Origin of the sequence: Enorma shizhengliae (assembly GCF_009676995.1) — a bacterium.
Classification (GTDB): domain Bacteria; phylum Actinomycetota; class Coriobacteriia; order Coriobacteriales; family Coriobacteriaceae; genus Enorma; species Enorma massiliensis.
The window spans coordinates 488191-513793 of sequence record NZ_VTFZ01000001.1 but is presented as its reverse complement, the minus strand read 5'-3'; the positions used below and the strand labels follow the sequence as shown (position 1 = coordinate 513793).

22 protein-coding genes are annotated in these 25603 nt (G+C 64.5%); 19 read left to right on the top strand and 3 right to left on the bottom strand.

Annotation, left to right across the window (positions count from 1 at the left end; all coding sequences use genetic code 11):
• Nucleotides 1-202 precede the first annotated feature (202 nt).
• Nucleotides 203-1000 carry a helix-turn-helix domain-containing protein gene (locus GJE22_RS02115; RefSeq protein ID WP_087196390.1) on the bottom strand — a complete coding sequence of 266 codons (798 nt, stop codon included), beginning with the start codon at nt 998-1000 and terminating at the stop codon, nt 203-205.
• A gap of 235 nt (nt 1001-1235) precedes the next feature.
• On the opposite strand from GJE22_RS02115, the gene GJE22_RS02110 reads away from it, so the two are divergent.
• The 5 genes from GJE22_RS02110 to GJE22_RS02090 all read left to right on the top strand — a co-directional run bounded on the left by GJE22_RS02110 (nt 1236) and on the right by GJE22_RS02090 (nt 7046).
• Nucleotides 1236-1451, top strand: coding sequence for a helix-turn-helix domain-containing protein (locus GJE22_RS02110; protein ID WP_066834602.1), 216 nt, complete (start codon nt 1236-1238; stop codon nt 1449-1451).
• 183 nt (nt 1452-1634) lie between these two features.
• Nucleotides 1635-4379: a phage NrS-1 polymerase family protein gene (locus GJE22_RS02105; RefSeq protein WP_186297341.1), complete on the top strand. Its 2745-nt coding sequence runs from the start codon at nt 1635-1637 to the stop codon at nt 4377-4379.
• 268 nt (nt 4380-4647) lie between these two features.
• Entirely contained in the window at nt 4648-5061 is a 414-nt protein-coding gene (locus GJE22_RS02100) for a hypothetical protein (protein ID WP_144687160.1), read from the top strand.
• Between the two features lie 286 nt (nt 5062-5347).
• Nucleotides 5348-5776 (top strand): helix-turn-helix domain-containing protein, encoded by a 429-nt coding sequence (locus GJE22_RS02095; protein WP_144687161.1) that lies wholly within the window; start codon nt 5348-5350, stop codon nt 5774-5776.
• Nucleotides 5769-7046: a PBSX family phage terminase large subunit gene (locus GJE22_RS02090; RefSeq protein WP_144687162.1), complete on the top strand. Its 1278-nt coding sequence runs from the start codon at nt 5769-5771 to the stop codon at nt 7044-7046. Before GJE22_RS02095 ends, GJE22_RS02090 begins: the two co-directional genes overlap by 8 nt.
• A 24-nt stretch (nt 7047-7070) precedes the next feature.
• On the opposite strand, the gene GJE22_RS02085 is transcribed toward GJE22_RS02090, so the two are convergent.
• Nucleotides 7071-7340, bottom strand: coding sequence for a hypothetical protein (locus GJE22_RS02085; RefSeq protein ID WP_144687163.1), 270 nt, complete (start codon nt 7338-7340; stop codon nt 7071-7073).
• Nucleotides 7341-8054: 714 nt separating this feature from the next.
• Between GJE22_RS02085 and GJE22_RS02080 the strand changes: the two genes are divergently transcribed.
• Nucleotides 8055-9620 carry a hypothetical protein gene (locus tag GJE22_RS02080; protein WP_144687164.1) on the top strand — a complete coding sequence of 522 codons (1566 nt, stop codon included), beginning with the start codon at nt 8055-8057 and terminating at the stop codon, nt 9618-9620.
• 979 nt (nt 9621-10599) lie between these two features.
• Here the strand turns inward: GJE22_RS02080 and GJE22_RS02075 are convergent.
• Entirely contained in the window at nt 10600-11604 is a 1005-nt protein-coding gene (locus tag GJE22_RS02075; RefSeq protein ID WP_144687165.1) for an Abi family protein, read from the bottom strand.
• A gap of 163 nt (nt 11605-11767) precedes the next feature.
• Here GJE22_RS02075 and GJE22_RS02070 point away from each other — a divergent pair, with 163 nt between their 5' ends.
• The 13 genes from GJE22_RS02070 (at nt 11768) to GJE22_RS02010 (ending at nt 25600) form a co-directional block, all read left to right on the top strand.
• Nucleotides 11768-12373, top strand: a complete 606-nt coding sequence (locus tag GJE22_RS02070) for a recombinase family protein (RefSeq protein ID WP_144687166.1) — start codon at nt 11768-11770, stop codon at nt 12371-12373.
• Between the two features lie 241 nt (nt 12374-12614).
• The gene (locus GJE22_RS02065; protein WP_144687167.1) at nt 12615-13208 is read left to right on the top strand and encodes a hypothetical protein; all 594 of its coding nucleotides are present in this window, start codon (nt 12615-12617) and stop codon (nt 13206-13208) included.
• Between the two features lie 49 nt (nt 13209-13257).
• On the top strand, nt 13258-14121 hold the full coding sequence (locus GJE22_RS02060) for a sugar transferase (protein ID WP_235895715.1): 864 nt from the start codon (nt 13258-13260) through the stop codon (nt 14119-14121).
• On the top strand, nt 14121-15263 hold the full coding sequence (locus GJE22_RS02055) for a glycosyltransferase family 1 protein (RefSeq protein WP_144687169.1): 1143 nt from the start codon (nt 14121-14123) through the stop codon (nt 15261-15263). Before GJE22_RS02060 ends, GJE22_RS02055 begins: the two co-directional genes overlap by 1 nt.
• Nucleotides 15254-16381, top strand: coding sequence for a glycosyltransferase family 4 protein (locus GJE22_RS02050; protein WP_144687170.1), 1128 nt, complete (start codon nt 15254-15256; stop codon nt 16379-16381). The genes GJE22_RS02055 and GJE22_RS02050 overlap by 10 nt, the downstream gene beginning before the upstream one ends.
• A 28-nt stretch (nt 16382-16409) precedes the next feature.
• Nucleotides 16410-17534, top strand: a complete 1125-nt coding sequence (locus GJE22_RS02045; RefSeq protein WP_154324056.1) for a polysaccharide pyruvyl transferase family protein — start codon at nt 16410-16412, stop codon at nt 17532-17534.
• The gene (locus GJE22_RS02040) at nt 17528-18685 is read left to right on the top strand and encodes a Coenzyme F420 hydrogenase/dehydrogenase, beta subunit C-terminal domain (RefSeq protein ID WP_144687172.1); all 1158 of its coding nucleotides are present in this window, start codon (nt 17528-17530) and stop codon (nt 18683-18685) included. Before GJE22_RS02045 ends, GJE22_RS02040 begins: the two co-directional genes overlap by 7 nt.
• 181 nt (nt 18686-18866) lie before the next feature.
• The gene (locus tag GJE22_RS02035) at nt 18867-19934 is read left to right on the top strand and encodes an EpsG family protein (protein ID WP_144687173.1); all 1068 of its coding nucleotides are present in this window, start codon (nt 18867-18869) and stop codon (nt 19932-19934) included.
• 38 nt (nt 19935-19972) lie between these two features.
• Nucleotides 19973-21007: a glycosyltransferase family 2 protein gene (locus GJE22_RS02030; protein WP_144687174.1), complete on the top strand. Its 1035-nt coding sequence runs from the start codon at nt 19973-19975 to the stop codon at nt 21005-21007.
• A gap of 145 nt (nt 21008-21152) precedes the next feature.
• On the top strand, nt 21153-22238 hold the full coding sequence (locus GJE22_RS02025; protein ID WP_144687175.1) for a polysaccharide pyruvyl transferase family protein: 1086 nt from the start codon (nt 21153-21155) through the stop codon (nt 22236-22238).
• Nucleotides 22231-23736, top strand: coding sequence for a lipopolysaccharide biosynthesis protein (locus tag GJE22_RS02020; protein WP_144687176.1), 1506 nt, complete (start codon nt 22231-22233; stop codon nt 23734-23736). The genes GJE22_RS02025 and GJE22_RS02020 overlap by 8 nt, the downstream gene beginning before the upstream one ends.
• A gap of 8 nt (nt 23737-23744) precedes the next feature.
• Nucleotides 23745-24950 (top strand): Coenzyme F420 hydrogenase/dehydrogenase, beta subunit C-terminal domain, encoded by a 1206-nt coding sequence (locus GJE22_RS02015; protein ID WP_186297342.1) that lies wholly within the window; start codon nt 23745-23747, stop codon nt 24948-24950.
• Nucleotides 24951-25063: 113 nt separating this feature from the next.
• Nucleotides 25064-25600 (top strand): nucleotide exchange factor GrpE, encoded by a 537-nt coding sequence (locus GJE22_RS02010; protein ID WP_144687178.1) that lies wholly within the window; start codon nt 25064-25066, stop codon nt 25598-25600.
• Nucleotides 25601-25603 lie beyond the last annotated feature (3 nt).

Genomic DNA, 25603 nt, shown 5'->3' with positions numbered 1-25603 from the left:
GGAGGCGGGCAGCGGTTTGATGGCTGATGGGCATTGCCGCGCGGTATGCGCAGATGGCGGCGCCTGTGGCCGCATGGTCGGTCGATGGCATATAATGTCACCGGTCCTTTCCTTGTTAGCGCTTGGTTGGGACTGTCTTTGGGCTCGTGGGAGGTACCAGCTCCTGCGGGCCCGCATCTGTTTGTGCGATGCCTCCTTCCTGTTAGCCGCGGTTGTTGTCGAACGAGCCGCCGAGGCCGTGGGCGAAGGCGTTGCGGCGCCGGCGCATGCCGTCGTAGGCGGACGTGATGCCCTCCAGAACCTCGCGGTCTCGCTCCTCGTACTGTGCGGAGAGCATGTTGGAGAGCTTGTAGCAGGCGAGCTCGATCGACAGGGGCTCCTTGGGCTTCGTATCGCGTATGAGGAAGCGCTCGCCCGCCACCTCGAACTCCCAGCCGTTGTCGCGGGCGTTGCGGCGCCCGACGCTCTCCGCCATGTCGAGGGCGTCGGCGATCTCGCGGTCGCGCTCGTCGGCGAGGCGCGTCTCCACGAACTCGAGGAACCGCGCGCGCAGGGCGTCGGCGTCGCCGAGCGACACCAGGTCGATGAAATCGGCTTCGCCCGAGCCCATGGACTCGTAGAACTGGCGGCTGTACTGCTGGACCAGCTCCTCGTAGCGGCGCTGGTCCTGCGCGCGGTCGCGCGCCTGCTCCTTGCCGTCCTTGTACTGGATGTAGTCGAGGTAGTCGTCGAGCAGGCCCTTGTTCTTGTCGGACAGGGCGTCGTAGGCGCGCTGCACGGGGCCGCGCATCTCGCTGGGCTTGATGGGCGTGCGGCCGACGACGGCGTCGATGGTGCAGCCGAGGAAGTCGGCGATGATCCAGGCGCGCTCGATGGGGATCTTGGCGGGCTCCTGCTCGTAGCGGGTGTAGGTGGGTGCGGGTATGTCCACCGCCTCGGCGAAGTCCTTTGCCGTGCGGTATCCCGCCTCCTTCCTGAGATTTTGCAGGCTGTTAGGCACGGCTCGGCCCTCCTCGGATGCGTGCGTCCTATGGAGGCCCGATACGTAGAGATGCCTCCTGTAGTATCCGTTGGAATCATATTACAACATTGAGAATCACCAGGCAACCAGATTTACAATCATTGGGCGAGTTTGTATCGCAATGTGATTCTAAGCGTGGTAATGTAGCGCGTACGGACGGGGGACGCAAGGGAGCCCTCGCGAGGCGCGGCTTTGCCGCAGGAAGGGAGGGGTCATGGTCAGGAGCTTCCACGAGCTGCCGCTGCTGATGACGCCGAAGCAGCTTGCCGACGCGACCGGAGAGCACGTGAACTCTATACGGCGAAGCATCGCCGCCGGGCGGATTCCGGCGGACAAGGTTGACGGGCGGATCTACATCTGCAGGGATCTGGTGTTCCCGAACACGGCGAAGGGAATGGTGGGGCATGGCGACGACGCGCGCGCCCGCTGAGCGGTGGCGGTCGGGTGCCGGTGCGGGGGCGCTTGCAGGCGCGCCCGGATGCGGCGGACCGGTCGGATACGGCCCCGAAGGGGCGGCGAGCGCGGTTGCAGCCACGCCCGCCGCGATGAAGATTCCTGGCGGGATTCTTCGGGGAGACAGTGTAGCGCATACGGCGACGGGCGGTGCTTCTCCATGGCATCGCTAGAAAACGTGCCCGCTGAGCTGCGGGCGGAGGCGCGCTGGGTGTGCTGGCGGCGCGAAGAGCGCGGCGGGAAGACAACGAAGCTGCCGGTGTGCGCGAAGAGCGGGCGGATGGCCAAGAGCACCGACCCGGCGACGTGGGCGACCTTCGATGAGGCCGTGGCTGCTGTCGGGCGGTGGCGCTGCGACGGCGTTGGGTTCGTGTTCGGGCCCGACCGGGCCTTCACGGGGCTCGACCTCGACCACGTGATCGTCGATGGAGTGCTGGATGCTGAGTACCGCTGGGTGGTCGAGGAGGCCGGCACCTACACCGAGGTGTCCCCCTCGGGCGACGGCCTGCACCTGATCTTCCGGGGCGCGAAGCCCGACTGGGCGCAGAGATCGCGCAAGGGGCAGCCCGGCGGGCGCGTGGTGGAGATGTACGACCACGACCGCTACTTCACGGTGACGGGCGACGTCTTCGAGGGGCGCGGGGCGCTCGCGGAGAACTCCGGAGTGGTGGAGCGGGCGTACCGCACCTGGATCGAGCCGGAGGCCCGCTCGGCGCAGCCGCGCCTGGACGACGCGGCGCGCGAGGCCTCCACGGGCGACATGGGCGACGACGAGCTCGTCGAGCGCATGCTCGCGAGCAGGAGCGGCGACGACATCCGCGCCCTTCTCGCCGGTGACTGCTCGGCGCAGGGCGGCGACCATTCCGCCGCCGACATGGCGCTGTGCAGCCACCTGGCCTTCTGGTGCGCGGGCGACGCCGCGCGCATGGACAGGATCTTCCGCGCAAGCGGCCTCATGCGCGGCAAGTGGGACAGCAGGCGCGGCGGCACGACCTACGGCGCGCAGACGATAGAGCGCGCGATCTCGGGAGCCACGGAGTTCTACAGGCCGAGGGCCGCGAGACGTGATGGTTCTTCTCGCTCTTCCCGTGCCAATGATAAGAACGTGTGTTCGATGTCAACGCGGCGCGAGCGGCAAGGGGTACCCGACGATGGCGCCGCGCCGAGGGAGGCCACCACAGAGGGTGCGCCCTCGGTCGAGGGCTGGCACGTGGACGAGCGCGGCAGGCTCTGGGCGGCGGACGCCGCAGGCGAGCTGCGCTACACCGTGACGGCGACCGCGCCCTGGATCGCCTGCGACCTGGTGGACGTGGACACGGGCGACGTGCGGGCGCTCGTGCGCGTGGCGGTGGCGGGCGGCGTGCGCGAGCGGGCGCTCGACCGCGACGTGCTGCTGAACCAGACGCGCATCATCGGGGCGCTGGCGCCGCTCGGGGCGAACGTGTCGAGCACGAATTCCAAGGACGTGGTGCGCTACCTCACCGACTGCGAGCGCAGACTCGGCGGCGAACGGCCGCGGGTCCGGAGCGTGACGCACCTGGGCTGGGCGGACGGGCCGCTCGGCGCGTTCATGCCCTACGACGAAGGCGAGGTGCGCTTCGACCCGTCTCCCGACGAGGCGCTGAAGGCGCGCCCCTTCATGGCGGCGGCGGGCACGCTTGCCGAGTGGGTCGCGGGCGTCGCCCCGGCGCGCGCGGCGTCGCCCCTGTTCCGCTGCGTCCTGGCGGCGAGCTTCGCCTCGCCGCTCGTGGCGCTTCTCGGCGTGCAGACCTTCATCGTCTACGTCTGGGGCCGCTCGCGCTCCGGCAAGACGCCGACGCTCAAGGCGGCAGGATCGGTGTGGGGCGACCCGACCGAGGGGTCGGATTCGTACTTCCGCACGTTCGCGGACACTCCGAAGAGCATCGTGAGGGCGGCGGCCCTCCTGCACGACATTCCCGTGATCATCGACGAGCTGCAGAGCAAGGGGGCGCCTGGCGGCCAGGCGTCGAAGCGCCAGATCGTCGAGGACCTGCTCTATTCCCTCTCGCTCGGGCACGAGCGCGGGGCGCTGAACTCCGACCGCTCGATGATGCGGGCGGGCAGCTGGCGCTCGCTCACGATCGCCACGGGCGAGATCCCCATCGTCGGGGACTCGACGCAGCAGGGGGCTTCGAACCGCACGCTTGAGCTATCGGGCGAGCCCTTCGCCGACGTGCGCTCTGCCCAGGCGATGCACCGGCTCGTCGCTCAGCAGCACGGGACGGCAGGGCGGGCGTACGTGGCGGCGCTGAAGAGGAACGAACCGGCGTTCTACGCTGACCTGTTCTCCCTCGTGCGCGACGGCGTGGACGGCATCGCCTCCGGGCATCCCCAGGCCGACAACATCGCGCTGCTGGCGCTCGCGGACGCGCTCGCCGAGTACTACGTGCTCGCCCCTGGTTCCGAGTGGGCGTCGTGCCTGGACGGAGCGATGGAGATGGCGGCGTGGGCACTCGGCAACGCGACGGGGGCGGAGAGCGACACCGACACCCGCGCAATCCAGTTCGTCGCGGAATGGTTGGCGGGAAACCGCATCCACTTCGACGACTACTGCGAAAACGACCGGCTGGAGCGCTGGGGCGCTATCGAGGAGAAGTCATGCGCGACGGGGTTTCGCTGGTATGTGTTCTCGAGCGTGCTGGAGCGGGCGCTCACGGGCGCGAACTTCGACCGCGCCAAGACGCTGCGACGCATGGACGAGGAGGGCATCCTCGTGCGCGACTCGGGGCACCGCTACACCCGGCAGAAGAGGTTCCGCAACGCCGGGCGCGTCTACTGCGTCTGCATCGACAACGAGGCGCTGGAGGCGTTTCTCGACCGGTCTGCCGGGGCCACGGGCACAGGCGGTGCCGGCATCGCGTCTCAAGGAGGCGCGCCATGTTGAGACGGGGTTTGAGACGGCCATACCGGCTGGTGAGGGTGGTTGCCCGTCCCTCTTGTCTTGCTGTCTTGACAGGAATGCGAGTTGCAGGGGCATCGCGCGCGGGCACGCGCGCGCACATGCGCGCGGGGCTCTTTGGTGCCGTTCTGCTTGAGACGTTGAGACGGGCGGCGTTTGCGCTGGCAGTGGGCTTGTCCTGCGTCTCAAGTGCGGGTATTCGGCGCGATGGCGCACGCGGGCGGTGCATGAGACGGGCCGGGAGGGGGCGGAGATGAGCTGGTGGACCGAGGAGCAGGACGACGTCCTGCGCGAGGTGAGCTTCAGGGGTGCGGCCTACGTGGCCGCCGAGATCGAGCGACGCTGCGGCGTTACCCACTCCGTGCGGGCGGTGGAGATGCGGGCGAGCCGGATCCACTGCTCGCTGGCGGTGCAGACGGTGTGCCCCTCCTGCGGCGCGGTGGGCGTTAAGATCAACCGGCAGACCGGCATGTGCCGGCGGTGCACCGAGGAGTACCACCTGGCGCAGGAGCGCGCCTTCAACGAGCAGCTGGAGCGCGAGCGGGTCGCCGCCGAGGAGGCGGCGGACATCGACGACGTGCGGCGCGAGCGGGACATGATGCGACAGAGGAACAGCCGGCTGTGCAGGAAGTACGGGCTGAAGGGTAGACGGGAGCGGAAGGGATGAAAATGGTGGCGGTGCCCGGATTCGAACCGGGTGTGGCTAGAACCTTGAAAGACCGTGGTATTGCTTCGGACACCGCCGCCTAGCCACTTTGCCACCAAAGCAAGGAGACTCAAGAGTGCAGAAACTAGACTCATAGCATCACCTCCAAGAAAGAATTCAAGCAGGGAGAGGCCGAGCTCCACCACGGTGCTATCAAGCAACTAGTAAGCCTAACCATCATAGTACTTGTGACGCGCCTAGAGAATTCACCGTGATGAGATCTATTGACTTTCACGGGGGTGATTGCATGGCGAGGCGTCCGAAGCTGACGCAGGAGATGGTGGACGAGGCAATCAGCCTCAAGGCGGACGGCCTCTCCAACGGGGACATCGTCTGCGCCCTGGGGATCCATGAGTCCACGTTCTACCGCTGGATCGGCGACCCGAAGAACAAGCTGCAGCGCGCGTTAAGCGAGGGGCTAAAAAAGGAAGAATCGGCGTTCAAGCGGACGCTGCTCACGACTATCCGCTCGGCGGCTCTGGCGCGCAACCAGTACTGGACGGCCGCCGCATGGCTGCTCGAGCGCAAGTACCCGGACGAGTACGGCAAGGCGGACCGGCAGCGCGACGACGCGAAGGCGGCCGCGGCGCCGCAGATCGTGCTGGGCGTGGTGGCCCAGCCGGTGCAGGAGGCGCTGCCCGGGCTCGGCGGCACGGAGGGCGGCGGCAATGGTTGACGCGTCCTCGCTCGTCATCCCGCGCTTTCACGACGTGCTTGGCGACGTGATGGCCCACGGCCACACGCACTACTGGCTGCACGGCGGGCGCGGCTCCACGAAGTCGAGCTTCATCAGCGTGTGCGTCGTCCTTCTCCTCCTGCTGAACCCCGAGGCGAATGCGGTGGTGGTGCGCAGGTTCTCGAACACGCTGCGCGACTCCGTGTTCTCGCAGATGACGTGGGCGATCGCGGCGCTGGGGCTCGACGCGTGGTTCCGCGCGCGCATCTCCCCGATGGAGCTCACGTATCTGCCGACGGGGCAGCGCATCGTGTTCCGCGGGGCGGACGACCCGCTCAAGCTCAAGGGTGTGAAGTTCGCGCGCGGCTACGCTGCGGTGGTCTGGTTCGAGGAGCTGGACCAGTTCGACGGCATCGACGCGGTGAGGAGCATCCTGAACTCGCTTCGGCGCGGCGGCGACGACTTCTGGATCTTCTACTCGTACAACCCTCCCCGGACGCTTTGGAGCTGGGTGAACCGCGAGGAGCTGGAGCGGGAGCGCAGGGCCGACACGCTCGTTCGCCGGAGCTCGTACCTGGACGTGATCGAGAGCCACCCGGAGTGGCTGGGCGCTCCGTTCATCGAGGAAGCGGAGTACCTGCGCAGCGTCGACGAGCGGGCGTGGAGGAGCGAGTACCTGGGCGAGGTGACGGGCACGGGCGGCTCGGTGTTCAACAATGTCGTCTCGGTGCGCCTGTCCGACGCGCGGGTGCGGGGCTTCTCGCGCACGCGAAACGGCGTGGACTGGGGCTGGTTCCCGGACCCGTGGCGCTTCGTGCGCTGCGGCTGGGAGCCCGGAGAGCGGCGGCTCACGATCTTCGGCGAGCTCTCGGCCAACAGGAAGACGCCCTCCGAGACGGCGGCGATGGTGGTGGACGCGCTCACCTACGCCGACGAGCCCGGGGAGGACGCCTATCTGCACGACGAGCTGATATGGTGCGACGACACGCCGGACGGCAAGCAGTCGATGGCGGTTTGGCGGCGCGAGGCGGGGCTTCGCGTTCGGCCGGCGCGGAAGTCGAACATGCGCAGGCTCTCCTACGAGTGGCTGGCGGGGCTTCGGGAGATCTGCATCGACCCGGAACGGGCGCCCTTGGCCTACGAGGAGTTCCGGCTCAAGGAGTACGACCGCGACCGAGACGGCACGTGGATCGACGACATCCCGGACGGCAACGACCACTCGATCGACGCGGTGCGCTACGCGATGATGGACGACGTGCTGAGAGGGTAGCGACGCGAGCGTTCTTCTCGTCCCCTAATCATCGTTGGGAAGATACCAGCCGTGCTCCCTGTGTACGGGATATCCCGGCTCGCTGTCAGGATGTGAGGCCTTGTAACGACGGTTTTTCTCTCGATCTATTACATCGAGATGGTGCATTGCCCGCTCGTCACCAGAGCAATGCCGAAGCCTAATCTTCTCGCGCTCTTCGTCCAGCTCTTCCTCTGGAGACTTTTTCAGCCAGTCGTACGTGTACTTGTCGTAAGGGTCTTCCGAGCCCTTGAACAGCTTGCTGAAGAATCCCATGGTTCCTCCGTTCTTCTCGCCCTTCATTCGATATGGTAGTCGCTCGAGCTCGACGACCATTCAGTTGCCAACTGAATTTCTGGCGTTCTTCTCGCTCATCTCCTCCCCCTGCGGAGCAAGACCCGGAACGGGGCTTGCGGAGCCCGCGGAAAGACCGCGGAGGGAGCGCAGCGACCGTAGCGGGCTTGGAGCGGTGCGGAGGGTGACAGCGGAACGCTGGCACCCGCAGCTGCGGAGGCAGACCCGCCCGCGGGGCTGCCGGAGCGTGGAGCAAGACGGACCGGGCGCCGCCGTGGGGTGCGATGTGGGCGCGCGGCGCCCGCGGCGGCCGGGCTGGCTTGCGGAACAAGAGCGCCGACCTTGGCGGCGCGTTGCGGAGCGCAGACCTTTGGGCTGCGCGGAGGGGCGAGCGACCTTGGCGCGAGCCGCCTGCTTATGCAGGCCGCATAAGCAGGAACACCTTCGACAGCTCATATGGCGAAAACAGGGATAGCAGCATGACGGCGCCGTCGCGCGCGTGCATATGTGAAAGCGGCGGGGGCGGTGTGGCATGAGCGCTATGGGCAGCGAGAGAGCGGGCATGAACGCGGGTATTGGCGATCTGTGCGCGTGCATGGATGCCTGTGGCGCGTATGAGGGCGGCGGGGGCGGCGGGAGTTTGGGACGGGCGCGTAACCTGAGCGGCGAATCGGTTGGCTGCGTGGGAGGTGCGCTGTGCAGGGATTGGACGACGAGTACTGGGTGCCGGAGCATGTGAGGGCGTTTCTGCGGGGGCTGGGGTTCTCGCTGCCGCTGGAGGACATGGAGCCGCATATACGGGCGTGGGACCGGTGGATGCGGGCGCTCGGGGACTTCTACGACTATAGGGACACCGACGGCGTGGGGCGGGTGTACGAGGTGCACCGGCGTTCCATTCACCCCGCCATGAGGGCCTGCCGGGAGTGGGGGTCGCTTCTTCTCAACGACAGGACGCAGGTGGCGTGCGACGACCAGGCGTGCACGGACTGGCTGGCGGCGTGGATGGCGCGCACCGGGTTTCTCGCCAGCGCGCAGGAGTGCGTGGTGCGAGCGTTCGGCCTGGGAACGGGTGCGTGGGGACTCTGGGTCGATGCGGAGTCTCGAGAGGTGCGCGTGAGGCGCTACGACGCGCGGATGGTGGTGCCGCTCACGTGGGACGAGGAGGGCGTCACCGAGTGCGCGTTCGTGACGCGGGCGTTCTGGCGCGGGCGCGCGGTCGACCAGGTGCAGCTGCACCTCAAGGGTGCTGCCGACGCGTTCTTCTCGCCAAGCGAATCATCTGGAGGGGCTGCGGCGACGGGTCCTTCTCGCCTGACTGACGATGAAAGCGAGGGCACGTATCGGATCGTCACGGCGTGCTTCGACCAGGACGGGAACAGGGTCGAGCCGGAGGGCGTGTGCCCGGTGTACGACACGGGCTCGGCGTGGCCGACCTTCTCGATCGTGAAGCCGGCCATCGACAACACGCGGGTGGACATGTCGCCCTACGGGCAGTCGGTGTTCGCCGATGCCGTTGACGCGATCCAGGCGGTCGACCTGTGCTACGACGCGATGATGTCGGAGATCGACAACGGGAAGATGCGCGTGTTCCTCTCGGACGTGATGTTCGACGTCGAGCGCGACGGCAAGGGCGGGCGCGTCTCCATCCCCTTCGGGCGGCAGGACTGCACCGTGTTCAGGAAGGTCATGAGCACGGAGGACACGATCCACGAGTTCGCGCCGACGCTGCGCACGGAGGCGCAGGCGCGGGCGTTCAGGGTCGCGCTGCAGACGCTCGGCGACCTGTGCGGCTTCGGCATCAACTACTTCGACCTCGAGAACGTGGGGTATGTGAAGACGGCCACGGAGGTGTCGGCCGACAACTCGGCGCTGATGCGCAACATCAGGAGACACGAGCATGCGCTGGAGGGCGCGATCGCAGGGATCTGCCGGGCACTGCTCGCGGTGGAGCGGCGGCTCGGCGTGGGGCTGCCCGACGAGGGCGGGATCAGGGTGACGTTCGACGACAGCATCATCACGGACACGACGGCCGAGAAGCGCCAGGACATGGACGAGGTCGCGGCGGGGCTCATGGAGCCGTGGGAGTACCGAGCCAAGTGGTACGGCGAGGGCGAGGTCGCTGCGAGGCGCGGAGGGGCGTCTGGCGGGTCCGCTGCGAGCCGCGGCGGTTCGGATGGCGGCAACGCAGCCCAGGACGGGGTGCCGGGGCGCGGGCGCCGCCGCGAGGAGTGGGCGACGGGCGCGCCGGCGCGGATGAGATGATGTCCGAGGCGAGGGACGCGGCCGCTCCGGCGGGCGCGGAGGCGCAGACGAAGCGCCCGTGGGAGCGGGCGGGTGCCCGAGCCTCGGCCGTGTGATTGCGGCGCCGGTGCGGACGGCGGCTGCGACCCGGCGCACGCGCCCCGGCTCCCCGGCCTGGGCGACGGGCATCGGACCTCCGGTCGGGCAAGCCCCGAGGCCCCGTCAGGGGCTTCGGGGCGCTCTAGCGGGCATGGTTTCGCTCGGGATGGAGCTCGGCTCGCTCACGGGCGCGTGGGCACCTCAGCCCATGGTCGGCGCGCTTCTGGGCCCGTGACGGCCGTGCGGCAGCCGCTCGGCACGTCCGGGGCATGGGGCGGACGTGCGTCAGCGTGAGGCGTCTGCGACTCCCTCAGTGAGAGACGCGAGCAGATCTCACACCCCACAGCCACCCGCGAACGTGAAGAAAAACGTAGCAGCCCAGCCGCCGTAGCGGAGTGCGCGCCGCCGCGAGGAACCGACCCGACCTGCGCATGTCGAACCCCCGGCAGGCCATGCCCAGAGCGGAGGCTGTGTATGCGCAGCGCCGCGAGGGACAGACAGCGCAGCCGGAGTGTGCGACCGCCGCGAAGGGCAGACGGCGCAGCCGGCTGACCTGAGCCGGGAGCAACACGCAGGCGGAGCTGGCTGGCCCGAGCCGCGGAGCATACACAGCCGGAGCGGCGGGCATGGCCGTGAGTGGCGCTCTCCGCGCAGGGCGGGGCGGGTCCGAGCCGTGCGCGCAACGGAGCGCAGGCGGATGGGCTGCGGTGCGGCCCTCGACGGGCAGCGGGTGGCTGTGGGGTGTGGGATCTCTCGTCAATAAAAAAACTAGGCGGAACCGCTTGCGCGACTCCGCCTTACAAAGCCCGAGGGCTTTTCTGTGGCAAATGAAAACCGGGGCAGAAACGCTTTCGCACTCCCGCCCCGTAAAAACCTCCGAGGAGGTTTTGCTGTATGCGAGTCATTCTATCAGACCGAGGCCGCGTGTCAAGCGCTCGGCGAAGGTGAGCGAGGAAACTGCCGGGTTCTCGCTCGGGAGGCAGGCGCCCTCGCCGTGAAGGTAGCCGAACAGGTCGGCCAGCGCGCGCTCGCGGTCGGTGCGCACGGTGCCCTCGGGGACGGTCCGGTCGTAGAGGTACAGCAGCGTGCACATCTGGGCCATGCGCGGGCTCCTGAGCCGCTTTGCGCGCAAGCGCTTCGGGACGCCGCACGAGGCGAGCGCCCTCGTGACGGCGTCGGGCGCTCGCCAGCGGCGCGACGGGCGCTCGGAGAGGTCGTTGACTGCGCATGAGCCGTGCGCGGAAGCGTTGCGGATCGACTTTACCCACTTGAGGTGGTAATGGAGGTCCGAGAGCTCCACGTCGCCCCAGCGGTCGGCGCAGAACCTCAGGACGCCGAGGAAGGCGCCGAACGAGACGACCTCGCAGAACGCCCAGAGCGGCATGTCGTGCCGGTACTTGCGCACGACATCGCCGGCATAGGGATCGTCCTCGCGGCGGTCGAGCTCGCGCTCCAGATGGGATCTCTGCCTGTCCGTGACGGATGCCATGTAGCCGCGCATGACGGCGTAGCCGTCCTCGCCGGCGTCTTCGGCTGCGGCGAGCAGGCGCACCTTGGCGAAGTGCTCCAGGTCGAGCGCCATGGGGAGCAGGGTGTCGCGCAGCTTGCGGTCGAGGTTCGACAGGACGCGGAGATGCCCGAAGTCGAGGCCGACGTACTGCCCGTCGCGGTCGCCGCCGACGTGGCGGTCGAAGTTGCGGCGGTAGGCGTAGACGCGGAAGAACTGGCACTTGGCGCGCAGGTGGGCTGCGGCCTCTGCCTCGGAGACGAGGTCGAAGGTTATGCCCTTCGCTTTCATGTGGGCTATCTGCTGGTCGACGGTGAGCATCGGCTTGGGGTGCGCCTCGGCTGCGCCGATGTTTGCGTTGTCGTCTTGGATCTGGGTCGTTTGGGCTTTGTTTTCCACCTGGAGCCTCCGTTTCGCTACCGGCTCATTCTACCAGCGCGTTGGAAACCTGGGTATGCCGGGCGGTTTGCGACCGCCTTTTAACGTTGGCGCGTGAGTCCCTGCCTGCTTGCGCCCGCGCAGGTTGGGGCGGGTGGCGCGCGGGCGGGAAGGCGGGGTTTTGATGGCGAGGACGTACGGGTACGCGCGGGTGTCGACGCGGGAGCAGAACCTGGATCGGCAGATGGACGCGCTTCAGGAGTTCGGGGTGGCCCGGGAGGATATCTTCGCGGACAAGGCATCGGGAAAGGACTTCGAGCGGCCGCAGTGGATCGCCATGAAGGAGGCGCTGCGCGAGGGCGACGTGCTCGTGGTGAAGTCGATCGACAGGTTCGGGCGCAGCTACGAGGAGATCATCGAGCAGTGGCGCGACATCACCAAGGTGCGCAGGGCTGCCGTGGTGGTGCTCGACATGCCGCTTCTGGACACGCGCCGGGAGCGCGACGGGATCACGGGCGTGCTGATCGGGGACATCGTGCTGCAGCTGCTCTCCTACGTGGCGCAGGTGGAGCGCGAGAGCATACACCAGCGGCAGGCCGAGGGGATCGCGGCGGCGCGGGCTCGCGGGGTACGCTTCGGGCGGCCGGCGAAGAAGCGGCCGGGGACGTACGGGGCGACGAGGGACGCCTACCTGGAGGGGCACATCACGCGCGCGGAGGCGGCGGGCAGGCTCAAGGTCTCCATATCCACGTTCGACAAATGGGTGCGTCAGGACCGCGAGGACGCCTGACGAGAAGAGGCTCCAAAGTTGCGTTTGCGCTGGTAAACGGCAGTTTTCCGGTGCGTCAAAAGGTACACCTTTTCATGTCCTTAAAAACATGCCGATTATACGGCATCACAGACAGATGCGGCGGAAAAATCCCCAGCTCGCACTTTCAAAACACACCCCCTGACCCGCGAAAAGGCACCTGCGTTAAAAGGTGTACCTTTTCGCGCTCGCTGCGCGGGCACCGCTTGGGAGGAGGGTCGGCATGGCTTTGGCAACGGCGTCGCGTGCGCGTGCCCCGCGCATGGCCATGGGCCTTCCGTGCGGCCGCCGCGTGCCCAAGGGGCGCGTGCGCTGGTACCCGCTGAAGGTGCGCGAGGGCTCGGAGGACTCCACGTGCGCGAAGCTTCTGCGCCTGCTGCCCCGCGACGTCCTCATGGACTGCTTCCCGCTCGTGAAGGAGCGCTGGTTCAAGCGCGCGGGAGTCTGGGAGCTGCAGCGGGCCACGGCCTACCGCGGCTACGCGTTCGCCGTGACGGCGGACCCTGCGGGTCTCTACAAGGCGCTCTCCAAGGTCGATGTGAACGCGGAGATCGCGGGCGCGGACGGGCGCGCCTGGATGCCGCTGGCGCCGGACGCCCAGGAGTGGTTCGAGCGCTGCATGGACGAGAGTCACGTGCTCCGCAGCTCCACGGCGGTGATCGTGGACGGGGTGCTGCACGTCCAGGAGGGGCCGCTCGTCGGGCAGGAGGAGCGGATAGGCAAGATCGACCGGCACCGCAGGCGCTGCGAGGTGGCGGTCGGCTGGGACGGCGGGTTCACGGAGCAGATGCCGCTCGACGTGCCGTTCAAGAGCTAGCGGGTGCGTGTCGGGATACATGAGCACACGGGTCGGTGTTTTGGAAGCGATGGCTGAGGACATACGGAATCTCCCCGCGGATGCAGCGGGGGCGGGCGCTCATGCGCCTGGCAAGGACAACGGGATGGTCGGCGCGCCAACGGCGCGCTGTTGCGCTGTGGAGGGCGAATGCGCCCAGCATGGCGAGAGGCAGACCCATGGGGACTGGATCGCCTGCGACTGCAGCGACGCCGAGGCGACGGAGGTGCTCCGTCATGCCGACTCCGGTGTGAGGCCCGACCTGTCCCGCCACGGCTACCGCTTCGCCAAGCGCGCGTTCGACATCGTCGCCTCGGGCGCCGCCATCGTCCTCCTGCTCGTCCCCGGGGCGGTCCTCTCTGCCGTCATCTGCGCCAAGTCACCCGGCGCGGGGCCGTTCTACTCGCAGGTGCGCGTGGGCAGGCTGCGCAGGGACGGCTCGTTCCGCCTGTTCCGCATGTGGAAGTTCCGCTCCATGGTGCCCCGCGCAGACGAGATGCTCGCCCAGCTCAAGGAGAAGAACGAGGCGGATGGCCCCCTCTTCAAGATCAAGGACGACCCGAGGATCATCCCCGGCGTCGGGGGCTTCATACGCAGGCACAGCATCGACGAGCTTCCCCAGCTCCTGAACGTGTTCGCCGGCCAGATGACGCTCATCGGGCCGCGCCCCGCGCTGCCCCGCGAGGTCATGCAGTACGACTACCGCGCCATGCGGCGCCTCTCGGTCAAGCCCGGCTGCGGCGGGGCCTGGCAGGCGGGCGAGCGCTCGGACTCCACGTTCGAGGGCATGGTCGACGCCGACCTCGAGTACATCGAGAGGAGCTCGTTCGGGCACGATCTCCGCCTCATTCTCGGGACGCTTCGATCCATGCTTGACGGGAAGGGGGCGTACTGATGGCGGAGCCCATCCGCATCCTGGAGGTCGTCAACGCGATGGACCGCGCCGGCCTCGAGACGATGATCATGAACTACTACCGGGAGTTTGACCGCGACCGAATCCAGCTCGACTTCCTCACCCATCGCGACTGGCGTGGGGACTACGACGACGAGATCGAGTCGCTCGGAGGGCGCATCTACCGCGCCCCGAGACTCTACCCTCAGCATTGGTTCTCGTACCGGCGGTTCATGCGGCGCTTCTTCGCTGAGCACGACTACCCGGTCGTGCACTCGCACATCGACGCGATGTCCGCGTTCCCGCTCGCCATGGCGAGGGCGTGCGGCGTGCCGGTGAGGATCGCTCACTCGCACAACGAGTCAGTGGACCATGACCTGAAGTTTCCCATCAAGGAGCTTGCGCGCCGAAGGCTGCCGATAGTCGCGAACCGCTACTGGGCCTGCAGCGAGGCGTCCGGTGCCTACTTGTTCGGCGAGGCCCGCCGTGCAGAGATCCGCGTGGTGAGGAACGCCATCGACCTCGAGTCGTACCGGTTCGACCCGACCGCCCGCAAGGAGGTCCGCGCCGAGCTCGGCATAGCTGCCGGGCAGACGGCGATCGGCCACGTCGGCCGCTTCTCCAAGGTCAAGAACCATGCCCTTCTTGTCAGGCTGCTTGGCGAACTCCGCTCTCGGGACGAAGACGCCGTCCTCGTCCTCGTCGGCGACGGGGAGCTCCGCCGGGAGGTGGAGGGCATGGCTGAGAGCGAGGGCATCGCCCCATACGTGCGGTTCCTCGGGGTACGAGGGGACGTCGAGCGCGTCGTAAACGCCTTCGACGTTGTCGTGTTCCCCAGCATCCACGAGGGGATCCCCCTCGCGCTCATCGAGGCACAGGCGAACGGACTGCCCGTGCTGGCGTCGGACGCCGTGTCTGGCGAGTCGCTGCTGCTCCCCACCGCCGAGAGCCTGGCGCTCAGCGCGTTTATCGAGGATTGGGCGGACGCGACATCCCGGCTTTCGCGGACTGGTCGCTGCGAGGGGCCGATCGACATCCTCGCCGACGCGGGGTACGAGATCCATCGCGCCGCAAGGGGCCTCGCGGATGAGTACGCCTCGCTCTACGGGGCCGCTCGGAAAGACGGGGGGCGGTCATGCGCATAGCGATGATCGGGCAGAAGCGGACGGGGTCGCGCGAGGGCGGTATCGAGGTCGTCGTGACCGAGCTCGCCGTCCGCATGGCGGCGCTCGGCCACGAGGTGACCTGCTACGACCGCAGCGGCACCGACGTGAACGGTGTGCCCGCGCCGACCGAGCCCTACGAGTACAACGGGGTGCGCATCGTGCCCGTCAAGACGGTGGACGTGAAGGGCCTTGCTGCCCTCACGTCCGCGTACGCCGCCACGCGTGCCGCGCTCGGGGATCGCCCGGACGTCATCCACTACCACGCGGAGGGGCCGTGTAACGCGCTGCCGCTCGCGGCGCGCGCGGGCGTGCGCACCGTGGCCACCATCCACGGCCTCGACTGGCAGCGCGCCAAGTGGGGCGGCATCGCCTCCCGCGTCATCAGGCGCGGTGAGCGGAATGCCGCCCGGATGGCGGACGAACTCATCGTGCTGTCCAAATCGGTGCAGGGCTACTTCCAGGACGAGTACGGTCGCGAGGCGCACCTCATCCCCAACGGCGTGAACGTCGCGGAGCGCGTCCCTGCCGACCGCATCACCGAACGGTGGGGGCTCACGGAGGGCTCGTACGTCCTTTACCTCGGCCGCATCGTACCCGAGAAGCGCCCGGAGCTCCTGCTGGAGGCGTTTCGCGGCCTCGACACCGACAAGCGCTTGGTGATTGCGGGCGGGTCCTCCGACACGACGGGGTTCTACGGGGAGGTCCGCTCCCTCGCCGCGCGCGATCCTCGCGTGATCATGGTCGGGTTCGTCGAGGGGAGTGTGCTTGAGGAGCTCTACTCGAACGCCTACTGCTACGTGCTCCCGTCCGACCTGGAGGGCATGCCCATGAGCCTGCTCGAGGCCATGGCCCACGGCTGCTGCTGCGTGACGAGCGACATCCCCGAGTGTGCGGAGGTCATCGCGAATGCGGGGATTACTTTCCGGAGCGGCGATGTGGGAGATCTATATAACGCACTTAGGCTTTTGCTCGGCGATCATGCCGGTGCGGCCAGGCTCGGAGATTTGGCCCGTGCGTGCATTGGGTCCGAATGCGATTGGGATTCCGTGGTGCGCAAAACCCTCTCACTTTACGCAAGGGACTTGACCAACCGGTAGAGCCGTTTCTACGATTTGAAAGGCGATTGTGAAAGTATCACTTATTACCAGGCATGCGGCCATCAACTACGGCTCCCTGTTGCAGACCATAGCCACCCAGCGTTCCATCGAATCGCTGGGGCACGAGTGCGTCGTCATAGATTACGTCCGGGAAGACGAGGGCGTTTGGAACATCGAGAAGACGCTTCTCGCTTCGAAGCCGGAATGGAACGGCTCCGCGCTCAAGCGCTTTCTCTACCTAGCGATGAGGCAGCCGCCGAGCATCATTGCCGGAAAGCGCTTCAAGGCGGAGAGGGAGCGCTACCTGGCTCTGACGTGCCGCTATTCCTCCTATGACGAGCTTGCAAGCGATCCTCCCGAGGCGGACGTCTACATGACCGGGAGCGACCAAGTGTGGGGACCCATCGTAGATGGAGCGTACGACCCCGCCTACACGCTCGGCTTCGCTCCTGAGAATGCTCGCAAGGTTGCGTACGCGGCGAGTTTCGGAAAAAACGTACTAGACGCTGCAGCTGCAAGGTTGATGCGGAAGCGCCTGATGGCATACGACGCGATCGCGGTTCGCGAGGACATAGCCGTCGAACAGCTGCGGGAATGGGACATCCCATCTGAGCAGGTGCTCGACCCCACCCTCCTTCTTGACGCGGACGAGTGGCGCTCTCTGTCCGGGGAGTCAGGAGATTCTTCGGACGGCGGTGGTTCGCCGTATGCGCTTGTATACCAGGTACACAACGACCGGCAGCTCTCGAGCTATGCGGAGAGGGCAGCCGAGCATCTGGGGCTGCCGCTCTTCAGGGTCTCGCCCTACCTCCATCAAATCGGTCGCGCCGGGAAACTTCGCTACCTTCCCAGCGCCGGGCGCTTCATCGACTTGTTGGCGAACGCCTCTTGCCTGATTACGGACTCGTTCCATGGGACAGCATTCGCCATAAACTTCAATGTTCCGTTCGTGGAGGTCCTCCCCAACACCGGAACGACCGGGCGCGCGATGAGCCTACTTCGAATGACCGGGCTGCAGAGCCGCGTACTCGCCGACCCGGACGATGTCGCCCTAGCGGGCACCCCGGTGGAATTCGTAGAGGCCAACCGCATCTTGGCGGAGCAGAGGAGCCGTTCGCTCGACGTGATGAAGGGGCTGATCGAGGGATGCTGACCATCTGTGACGAGGGGATGTGCGCCGGCTGCATGGCCTGCGCTGACATATGCCCCACGGGGGCCGTAGAGGTTGTGCCGGGCATCGACTATTACCGTCCGGTCATCGACCAGGAGAAGTGCATCGGCTGCGAGCGCTGTAGCAAGGTTTGTCAGCAGCTCAATCCCGCCGCGTTCAGGAAGCCGGTCAAATGGCAACAGGGCTGGGCGGTGGATCCTGCCGAGCGCTCGGCATCCTCCTCCGGCGGCTTCGCCTCCGCGATCTCACGGGCCTTCGCAAGGTCGGGCGGCGCGGTGTGCTCATGTGCGTTCTCAGGGGGCCGTTTCGGCTTCGAGGTTGTGGACGATCCAGGCGATATCGATCGGTTCAGGGGCTCCAAGTACGTGAAGAGCGACCCTTCCGGTGTGTACGGGCAGGTTAAGAGTTTGCTCAAGGCCGGACAGAGGGTCCTTTTCATCGGGCTTCCATGTCAGGTGTCCGCCATGCGCAACTTCGTCGGCGAACGGCTTGAAGAGCGCCTCTACACGATCGACCTCATATGCCACGGCACGCCTTCTCCCCAGCTGCTTGAAACGTTCCTCGAGGAGCGCGGTTGCAAGCTTGGTGACATCGTCGACATAGCCTTCCGACGGAAGTCGAGCTTCCAGCTGCGCGATGGTTACGCCACTATCGATACCCCGGGCGTTGTCGACCGCTACCTCATCGCGTTTCTGGAAGGTCTCGACTATACCGAGAACTGCTATTCGTGCGCTTACGCGAGGAGAGAGCGCGTGTCCGACCTCACCCTCGGCGACTCATGGGGCACCGAGCTCGAGGACGAGGCGGGCGGCGGGATCTCCCTCGCCCTTTGCCAGACGGAAAAGGGGGGAGAACTGCTGCGGATGGCAAGGCTCAGAGTCCTCCCCGTCGACGAGGATCTTGCGACTGCCAACAACAAACAGCTCAACCGGCCCATGGAGTTGCCTGCGCAGCGGAGCCGCTTCTTGCGAGATGTCGAATCTGGGGTGCCGTTCGAGCGCGCCGTCAAAAGGGCTCTGCCCAAGCGGTGCCACAGACAGGATATCAAGCGCGCGTTGATTCGCTTGCACCTTTGGAAGCCGTCGGGGGGGGGATCTATGAAACCAGTGTCCTCGCATTTCGTAGATAGGTAGTCCAGATGGACAGGTGCCCTAGGTTGCATAGTCGAAGTCGGCAGCGATTCGGGTTGGAAAGCGTGTTGTCGACGCGCTACGCTGAGGGCGGACGGGGGTTGGGCAGTTGCTGCCGTATTTAGTTTCATTTTGCGCCACCTTGTTTGTATTGGCGGTCATACAGTCATGGCCCCGTAATAGTGTGGGATACATATTTTGGTCCATCGTCGCGGTGTTGATTCCGTGCATTCTCGCTGGTATGCGCGCGGACAGCATCGGCACCGATGTCGCGGTTTATGCCAAGCCGCTTTTTGATGTCGCTCATTCCTGCAGCTCTTTCGGTGAGTTCTATGGATCCGGGTTTGTACAGCACTGGTCGTACGCCAATGTTTCGGAATTCGAGCTCGGCTACCTTGTCCTCGTATGGATATCCTCCAGATTGTTCGATTCCGTTCAGGGGCTGTTGTTTCTGACTCAGCTGCTTATTGTTGTTCCGATTTACTGGACCCTGACGCGCGAGGGAAACAAAGAGACGCTTGCCATGGGCATGTGTCTCTTCCTATTCCTGTATTTCAACCAATCTTTGAATATGATGCGCCAGTGGATCGCTATGGCGTTCGTCTTTTTTGGCGCCGTGGGTCTCTACAAGAAGAATGGGAGCACCGAAAACCATATCGCAGGAATCGTTTCGATATTGATCGGTGCATCGTTTCACACCTCTGCGGTTCTCGGGCTTGCCGTGTTCGCTATCAGGTCGTACATGGACTCGAGCTCTAACGGACAGTTGAAAAAGGTAGTACATGTCTGCGGCCTAGCGCTGATTGCGATCCTCTTCATAGGCCCGGTTGCCTCGCTGCTCACGTCTTTCGGATTTGGATCCTATGTTGCGGGATATCTGGGCAACCAATCGGTAGGAATTATGCCCAACCAGATAATTATGCGGCTACCCCTAATCGTCTTCGCGCTTATCGCCTTCAGGCGAACCGAACAGCGAGACTCTTTCGCCGCATTTTTGCTTTGCATGGTAATCGTGGGCGTTCTGCTTTCGCAACTGACCTCGCTGAGCGACCATGGGGGCAGAATCGGCTTGTATTTTGATATGTTCGCTCTAGTCCTCCCCTCCGCGCTCCTGCGCACATATCAGATAAATAACGCGACGAGATTTGCAATCAAATCTGTCCTGATTGTGTATGCCGTGATCTATTGGGCTTATTTCTATGTCCTTATGGGCAGTAGCGAGACCGTTCCGTACCTTGCCATCTGGGGCTAGCAATTGTTTTACGTCATCAATCCGAGAAGAAGGGCTCTATGAAATACTCAGTTGTAGTTCCAGCTTACAATTGCGAGCGCTTTGTTGGCGAGTGCATCGAATCGATCCTCGGCCAAACATACGGAAACCTTGAGCTCATCGTGGTAGACGACGGGTCTGCCGACGCCACATTGGACATCTGCAACTCCTACGCTGAGAAAGATGCCCGCATGAAGGTCATCCACCAAGAAAATGGCGGTCCCTTTTCCGCGCGCATGGCCGCATACCCTTCGGTATCGGGAGACTATGTCCTGCACGTCGACGCCGACGATTGCCTGAGGGAGGATGCGCTTGAGGTCTTGAAACCGCTTACCGAGCCGGGCGATTATGACATAATCTTCTTTGAATTCTCGTCTTGTCCGGATTTTTCTTCCATGGACAAGAGGTTCCCATTTAGCGACTCTCGACAGTTTGGGCTTGGGGAGAAGGCGCAATATCTCAACCTCGCCCTCGATACCTATTGTCTCCACAGCATGTGCTCGAAGGCGGTCAAGGCGGAGCTTCTTTTGAATGCGCCTTATCCTTCGGATGCTCGGCACCTTGTTTCTGGAGAAGACCACCTTCAGTCGCTCTTTCTGCTCGATCGGGCGGACAAGACGTATTATCTCATGGAGGCTCTTTACTATTATCGCGACACCTCAAGCGGCACCACGAGCACCTTTCGCCTCAACGACTACCTCGATTTCCAGACCAAGGCAAAGTACTTCGCGCGGCTCCTTCAAAAATGGAAGAAGCTGCCAGGGTTCTGTCTCACGGACGACGCATTCGACGCCTACGTCCTCCTGTCGACTTGTCGCTATCTGACATCTTCGGTCAGGAACGGGGACCGCTCTGCATATAAGCAAGCAGTGGAGATCGTCACCTCATCAAAGATATTTCGAAGAGCGGTCAGCAATCGTGCCGCTGTTCGCAGGCTGAGGATTGACAGGCGGCTGGTGTCCAGACTGTTGGCTTTGGGCCATGCAACTTTGGCGAAAGGAGTGCTATCTATTGCCGTTGCAGCTTCAAGGACTCAGGGTGCTCTTAATGTTTAGCGCCGAAATATCACCCTGAATAAAGGGGTGCGTTGTCAAACTCTGGAAGAGAAAAAATCATCACCTTGATGCCTCGAGAAGGAGCTTTGGTAACGAGGCGAACGGTAGTGAACAATAGTAAATAGTAGTGAAAGGAAGGACAAACATGGTTAATGCCAAAGGGAAAGTTGGCATCGTTACCATTCAGGGAAGATTCAACTATGGGAATCGACTTCAGAATTATGCAGTGGATTGGATATATCGCCAATCGGGCTATACTGCGGAATCTCTCCTTCTTGACCGTCCATTTTCAATTATGCAGGCTGCAAAGAATACGACCAAAAAACTGTTGGGGAAAATGCCTCCTGCACCCGAATCAATGATGAGCGCCAATCGTCTAGCCGCTTTCGATAAGTTTAACTCATGCATTGCTCTGAGGACGCTCAAAAGCCTTTCAGAAGAAGTAATAGATGAATATTGTTTCTTTTCCGCCGGAAGCGACCAGATTTGGCGGATGGGTCGTAGCGCATATGATGAGGATTGGAGGTTTCTTCAGTTTTCAAGACCAGAGCAGAGAATCGCTCTCGCCCCTAGCTTTGGAACAGATGCGCCCCTTTCGAGCGCTCAGTTACGTAGACTTGCTAAGTACATCGATGGCTATTCGCGTATTTCTGTAAGGGAGGAGACGGGCGCCCGGTTCATCAAAGAGGCTTCTGGCAGGGATGCGTCAATCATCTGCGACCCTACGTTGGTTCTCAGTGTCCAAGATTGGCATTCGGTTGCAGACGAGCGAATTATTCCGAACTACGACTACGTATTCGCATATCTGTTGGGAGGCGTCTCCGAAGAGACAGAGAAGGTCCTTGATGTGGCAAGCAGACAGGGTGAGCTCCCTGTAATATATCTTTCCGATCGAGAGAAAGAAGGCGAGCCTGCAGCGGGGCCTGCTGAGTTCATTTCGCTTATCGAGAATGCTTCCTGGATCGTTACGGACTCGTTTCATGGGTCAGTTTTCTCGGCCATCTTCCAGAGACCTCTTACGATTGTTCGTCGTGGTGGCAATAGCGCAAAGCGTCCGCAGATGTTTGGACGACTCGAAACCCTGGCAGACAAACTCGGCATCGAACACAAGATTTATGGCTCACAGGACTTCGATTTTTCCCGTTCCGCTGATTACGAGGGCGTTTCCGAGGCGATCGAACGCGAACGCTCGAAGTTCATGGAGTATTTGGAGGCGTGCCTGAGTGCCTAGCCAACGTCGAGCCGGGGTTGTCCTCGGCTACGCCAACATCGTAGTCAAGAACCTAGTCAACCTGGTCTATACGCCCATGCTTCTGTCCTTTGTGGGGCAGGCGGAGTACGGCGTCTATCAGACGAGTTACTCGTTCGTTTTCTCGCTCACCCTGCTGTCGTTCGGGTTCTCGCAGGCGTACGTGAGGTTCTACACACAGAGGAAGGCGCACGGGACCGAGGAGGACATACGGCGGCTCAACGGAGTCTACCTCGTCCTATACCTCGCCGTCAGCGCCACGGCGCTCGCGCTCGGCCTAGCCTTCGCGGTGAACGCCGGAGCCGTGTTCTCGGCGAGCTTCACTCTGGAGGAGGTCAGCCTCGCCCAAACGGTCATGTCCATCATGGCGGGGAGCATTGCTATCACCCTCCTCAACTCGGTGTTCGATGCGTACGTGCTCGCGCACGAGGAGTTCCGCTTCCAGCAGACGAGGCAGCTCGCCACCACGCTCGCCACGCCCTTCTGTGCCTACGGGTTGCTGCTCCTCGGCATGGGTACGGTCGGCGTAGCGGTGGCGCAACTCGCCGTGAGCGTCCTGTTGCTCGCTCTCAACGCGTCGTTCTGCATCGGGCGCCTGCGCATGCGCTTCGACGTGCGGCGCCTCGACGGCGCGCTCTTCCGCTCGATCGCGGCGTTCAGCGCGTGGATCTTCGCCAACCAGGTGTGCGACCTCGTGAACCAGAACGTCCCGAACGTCCTGCTCGGCGCGCTTGCGGGCGCCTCGACCGTGGCGGTCTTCGCGGTGTCGGTCCAGGTGAGGAACGTGTTCGTCTCTCTCTCGTCAACGATGTCGAACGTGTTCACCCCCGAGATCAACCGCATCGTCGCGGAGTCCGACGACAACGGCGCTCTCACGCGCCTCATGGCTCGCGTAGGTCGCTACCAGATGGTGCTGTTCTGCTGGATCTACGGCGGCTTCGCATTGCTTGGCAAGTTCTTTGTTTTGAAGTGGGCGGGTGAAGGATTTGCTGATGCCTACTGGCTCATCCTCGTCATGGCGCTCCCCCTGGTGATCCCGCTAACACAGAACACCGGCATCGAGATCCAGCGGGCGAAGAACATGCACCGTGCGAGGAGCGTCGCCCTGCTTCTCATGGCTGTCTTCAACGTCGCCTTCACGTTGGTCGCTTCCCCCCTTATCGGGTATTGGGCGCCGGCGATCGGCTACGTGGCGAGCATCGCGCTCGGCAACGGTGCCTTCATGAATTGGTACTACCAGCGGCGGGTGGGCTTGGACATGTTCCATTTCTGGGGGCGGAACCTACCGGCGCTCGTCGCGGGGGCGGCAGTGACCGCGGTTTGCCTAGCGGCATCGCAAGCGCTCCCGGTCTCCGGCTGGGTCTCCTTCTTCGCATGGGGAGTCGCCTACACAGCCATCTTCGGTGCGGCGCTGTGGCTGATTGTCCTCGACGGAGACGAGAAGCGCGCCATATCTGCGCGCCTTCCGTTTCTCAGATAGGAGTCGAATTGGATTCGAAACGATACGAAGCTGGGATAGCCTCCCTGGGCGATGCTTGTTGCGGCTGCGGGGCCTGCGCGACGCGCTGCCCGAAGGGCTGCATCGCCATGGAACCCGATACGTGCGGGTTCCCGCGGCCCGTGATCGACGCCGACACGTGCGTGGGCTGCGGCGCGTGCGACGCCGTGTGCCCGGTGCTGGACCCGCCCGCCGGGGATTCCGCCGAGAGCGCGCTCTGGGCCAAGGCGGATGACGCCGACCTTCTCGGCCGATCCTCCTCGGGCGGTGTGTTCGGGCTTCTCGCTCTCGACGCCCTGTCGCGCGGCGGCGTCGTCGCAGGGGCGGCGTGGGCGGACGGCTGCAGGGAGCTCCGGCACGTCGTCGTCGAGCGCGAGGACGACTTGGACTCCATCATGCGCTCCAAGTACGTGCAGAGCTCCGTCGGGCGCGAGGTGTACGAGGGAATCAGAGATGCACTCCGTGGAGGGAGATTGGCTCTCTTCTGCGGCACCGCTTGCCAGGTGGCCGGGATGCGCTCATATCTTGGCAAGCTGGCAGACTCCGAGCTGTTCCTCGGCGTCGACGTCATCTGCCACGGCGTCCCGTCGCCCGAGCTGTGGAGGCGCTGGCTCGGGTACATGGAGGAGCGCGAGGGCGGCGAAGTTCACGGAGTGAACTTCCGGAGTAAGACAACCGGATGGTTGTCTTACTCCGTCATGTACGAGTACATGACGGAGAAAGATGGCGCTGCGCGAAGCTCGTCGACCAGGTTTTCAGACGACTGGTACATGAGGGCGTTCCTTAAAAACGCCTCCTTGCGCGGGTCGTGCCCATCCTGCCCCTTTAAGCGTAGGTGCGGCAGCGATATTACGCTTGGCGACTTTTGGGGAATTCAGAAGCAGCATCCAGAGGTTTCCATCGACGGTGGCGTCTCAGCCGTATTGGGCAACACACAGAAGGGCGTCGACGCCCTCTCGCGCATCTCGGGATCTATGGCCGTCGGTGATTCCTCTCACGAAAAGGTTGTTCCGGGCAACCCGGCCCTTGTTCGTCCTGTCCAGCCGTTCGTTGAGCGAGGCGAGTTCCTGTCCGCCCTCGCGACGGGGGCTTCGATTCCGGAAATGATGAGACGTTGGGATTTCGAGCCTACCCGCAAACAGAAGATTATTTCTGGAGCAAAAGCCGTGGTGAAGAGGTTGATTGGCAGGAGGTAAGCTTTTCATCTCCTCTGAGATTATATGCATCTTGTGACCACCTCATAGCCTGTACCCATCTGATGGGTGCGGGCTATTTCTTTGCCCGCCCGAGGAGAAAGGCGGGCCTTTTCATGGGTGGCGAGAACGATGGCGCGGCCGCGCAGGCGCAGGTCGCGGGTGAGCCGCAGGCGCAGGGCGACCAGGCGGCGCAGGCGGCGGTGACTGCCGGGCTCCAGGGCGCGGGCGCTGCGGGCGACGGCGGCGACGTGGTCGCCCGCGCCCACAAGGACTACGAGGCGGCGCTCGCGGAGCGCGACGCGCGGATCGCGGAGCTCGAGGGCGAGATCGCCGAGGCCGCGAAGACCGCCGAGGGCGCCGATGCGCTCCGTAAGGAGATGGACGAGCTGCGCCGCAGGGGCGACGAGGAGCGCGTGGGCTTCGAGCTCCAGCTCGCGGGCGCGAGGAACGTCAAGGCCGCCCGCGCGCTTCTCCCTGACCACGATAACGACATCGAGAAGCTCAAGGCGGCCGAGCCTTGGCTGTTCGGCGCGGGAGCGCCCGCGCAGACCGGCGCGACGGGGCTGCCCAACGCGGGAGCGGCGTCTGACGAGGGCAAGACACTTAAACGCTGGCGCTCGATCGCCGGCCTTCCCGAGAGTGAGGAGTAACTG

Bases quoted from the DNA above. Each gene is read 5' to 3' on its own strand.
- GJE22_RS02070 (WP_144687166.1), top strand. From the start codon at position 11,768: ATGGCGAGGACGTACGGGTACGCGCGGGTGTCGACGCGGGAGCAGAAC.
- GJE22_RS02110 (WP_066834602.1), top strand. From the start codon at position 1,236: ATGGTCAGGAGCTTCCACGAGCTGCCGCTGCTGATGACGCCGAAGCAG.
- GJE22_RS02105 (WP_186297341.1), top strand. From the start codon at position 1,635: ATGGCATCGCTAGAAAACGTGCCCGCTGAGCTGCGGGCGGAGGCGCGC.
- GJE22_RS02050 (WP_144687170.1), top strand. From the start codon at position 15,254: ATGCGCATAGCGATGATCGGGCAGAAGCGGACGGGGTCGCGCGAGGGC.
- GJE22_RS02060 (WP_235895715.1), top strand. From the start codon at position 13,258: ATGGCTGAGGACATACGGAATCTCCCCGCGGATGCAGCGGGGGCGGGC.
- GJE22_RS02100 (WP_144687160.1), top strand. From the start codon at position 4,648: ATGAGCTGGTGGACCGAGGAGCAGGACGACGTCCTGCGCGAGGTGAGC.
- GJE22_RS02085 (WP_144687163.1), bottom strand. From the start codon at position 7,340: ATGGGATTCTTCAGCAAGCTGTTCAAGGGCTCGGAAGACCCTTACGAC.
- GJE22_RS02025 (WP_144687175.1), top strand. From the start codon at position 21,153: ATGGTTAATGCCAAAGGGAAAGTTGGCATCGTTACCATTCAGGGAAGA.
- GJE22_RS02040 (WP_144687172.1), top strand. From the start codon at position 17,528: ATGCTGACCATCTGTGACGAGGGGATGTGCGCCGGCTGCATGGCCTGC.
- GJE22_RS02010 (WP_144687178.1), top strand. From the start codon at position 25,064: ATGGGTGGCGAGAACGATGGCGCGGCCGCGCAGGCGCAGGTCGCGGGT.
- GJE22_RS02055 (WP_144687169.1), top strand. From the start codon at position 14,121: ATGGCGGAGCCCATCCGCATCCTGGAGGTCGTCAACGCGATGGACCGC.
- GJE22_RS02095 (WP_144687161.1), top strand. From the start codon at position 5,348: ATGGCGAGGCGTCCGAAGCTGACGCAGGAGATGGTGGACGAGGCAATC.
- GJE22_RS02030 (WP_144687174.1), top strand. From the start codon at position 19,973: ATGAAATACTCAGTTGTAGTTCCAGCTTACAATTGCGAGCGCTTTGTT.
- GJE22_RS02065 (WP_144687167.1), top strand. From the start codon at position 12,615: ATGGCTTTGGCAACGGCGTCGCGTGCGCGTGCCCCGCGCATGGCCATG.
- GJE22_RS02090 (WP_144687162.1), top strand. From the start codon at position 5,769: ATGGTTGACGCGTCCTCGCTCGTCATCCCGCGCTTTCACGACGTGCTT.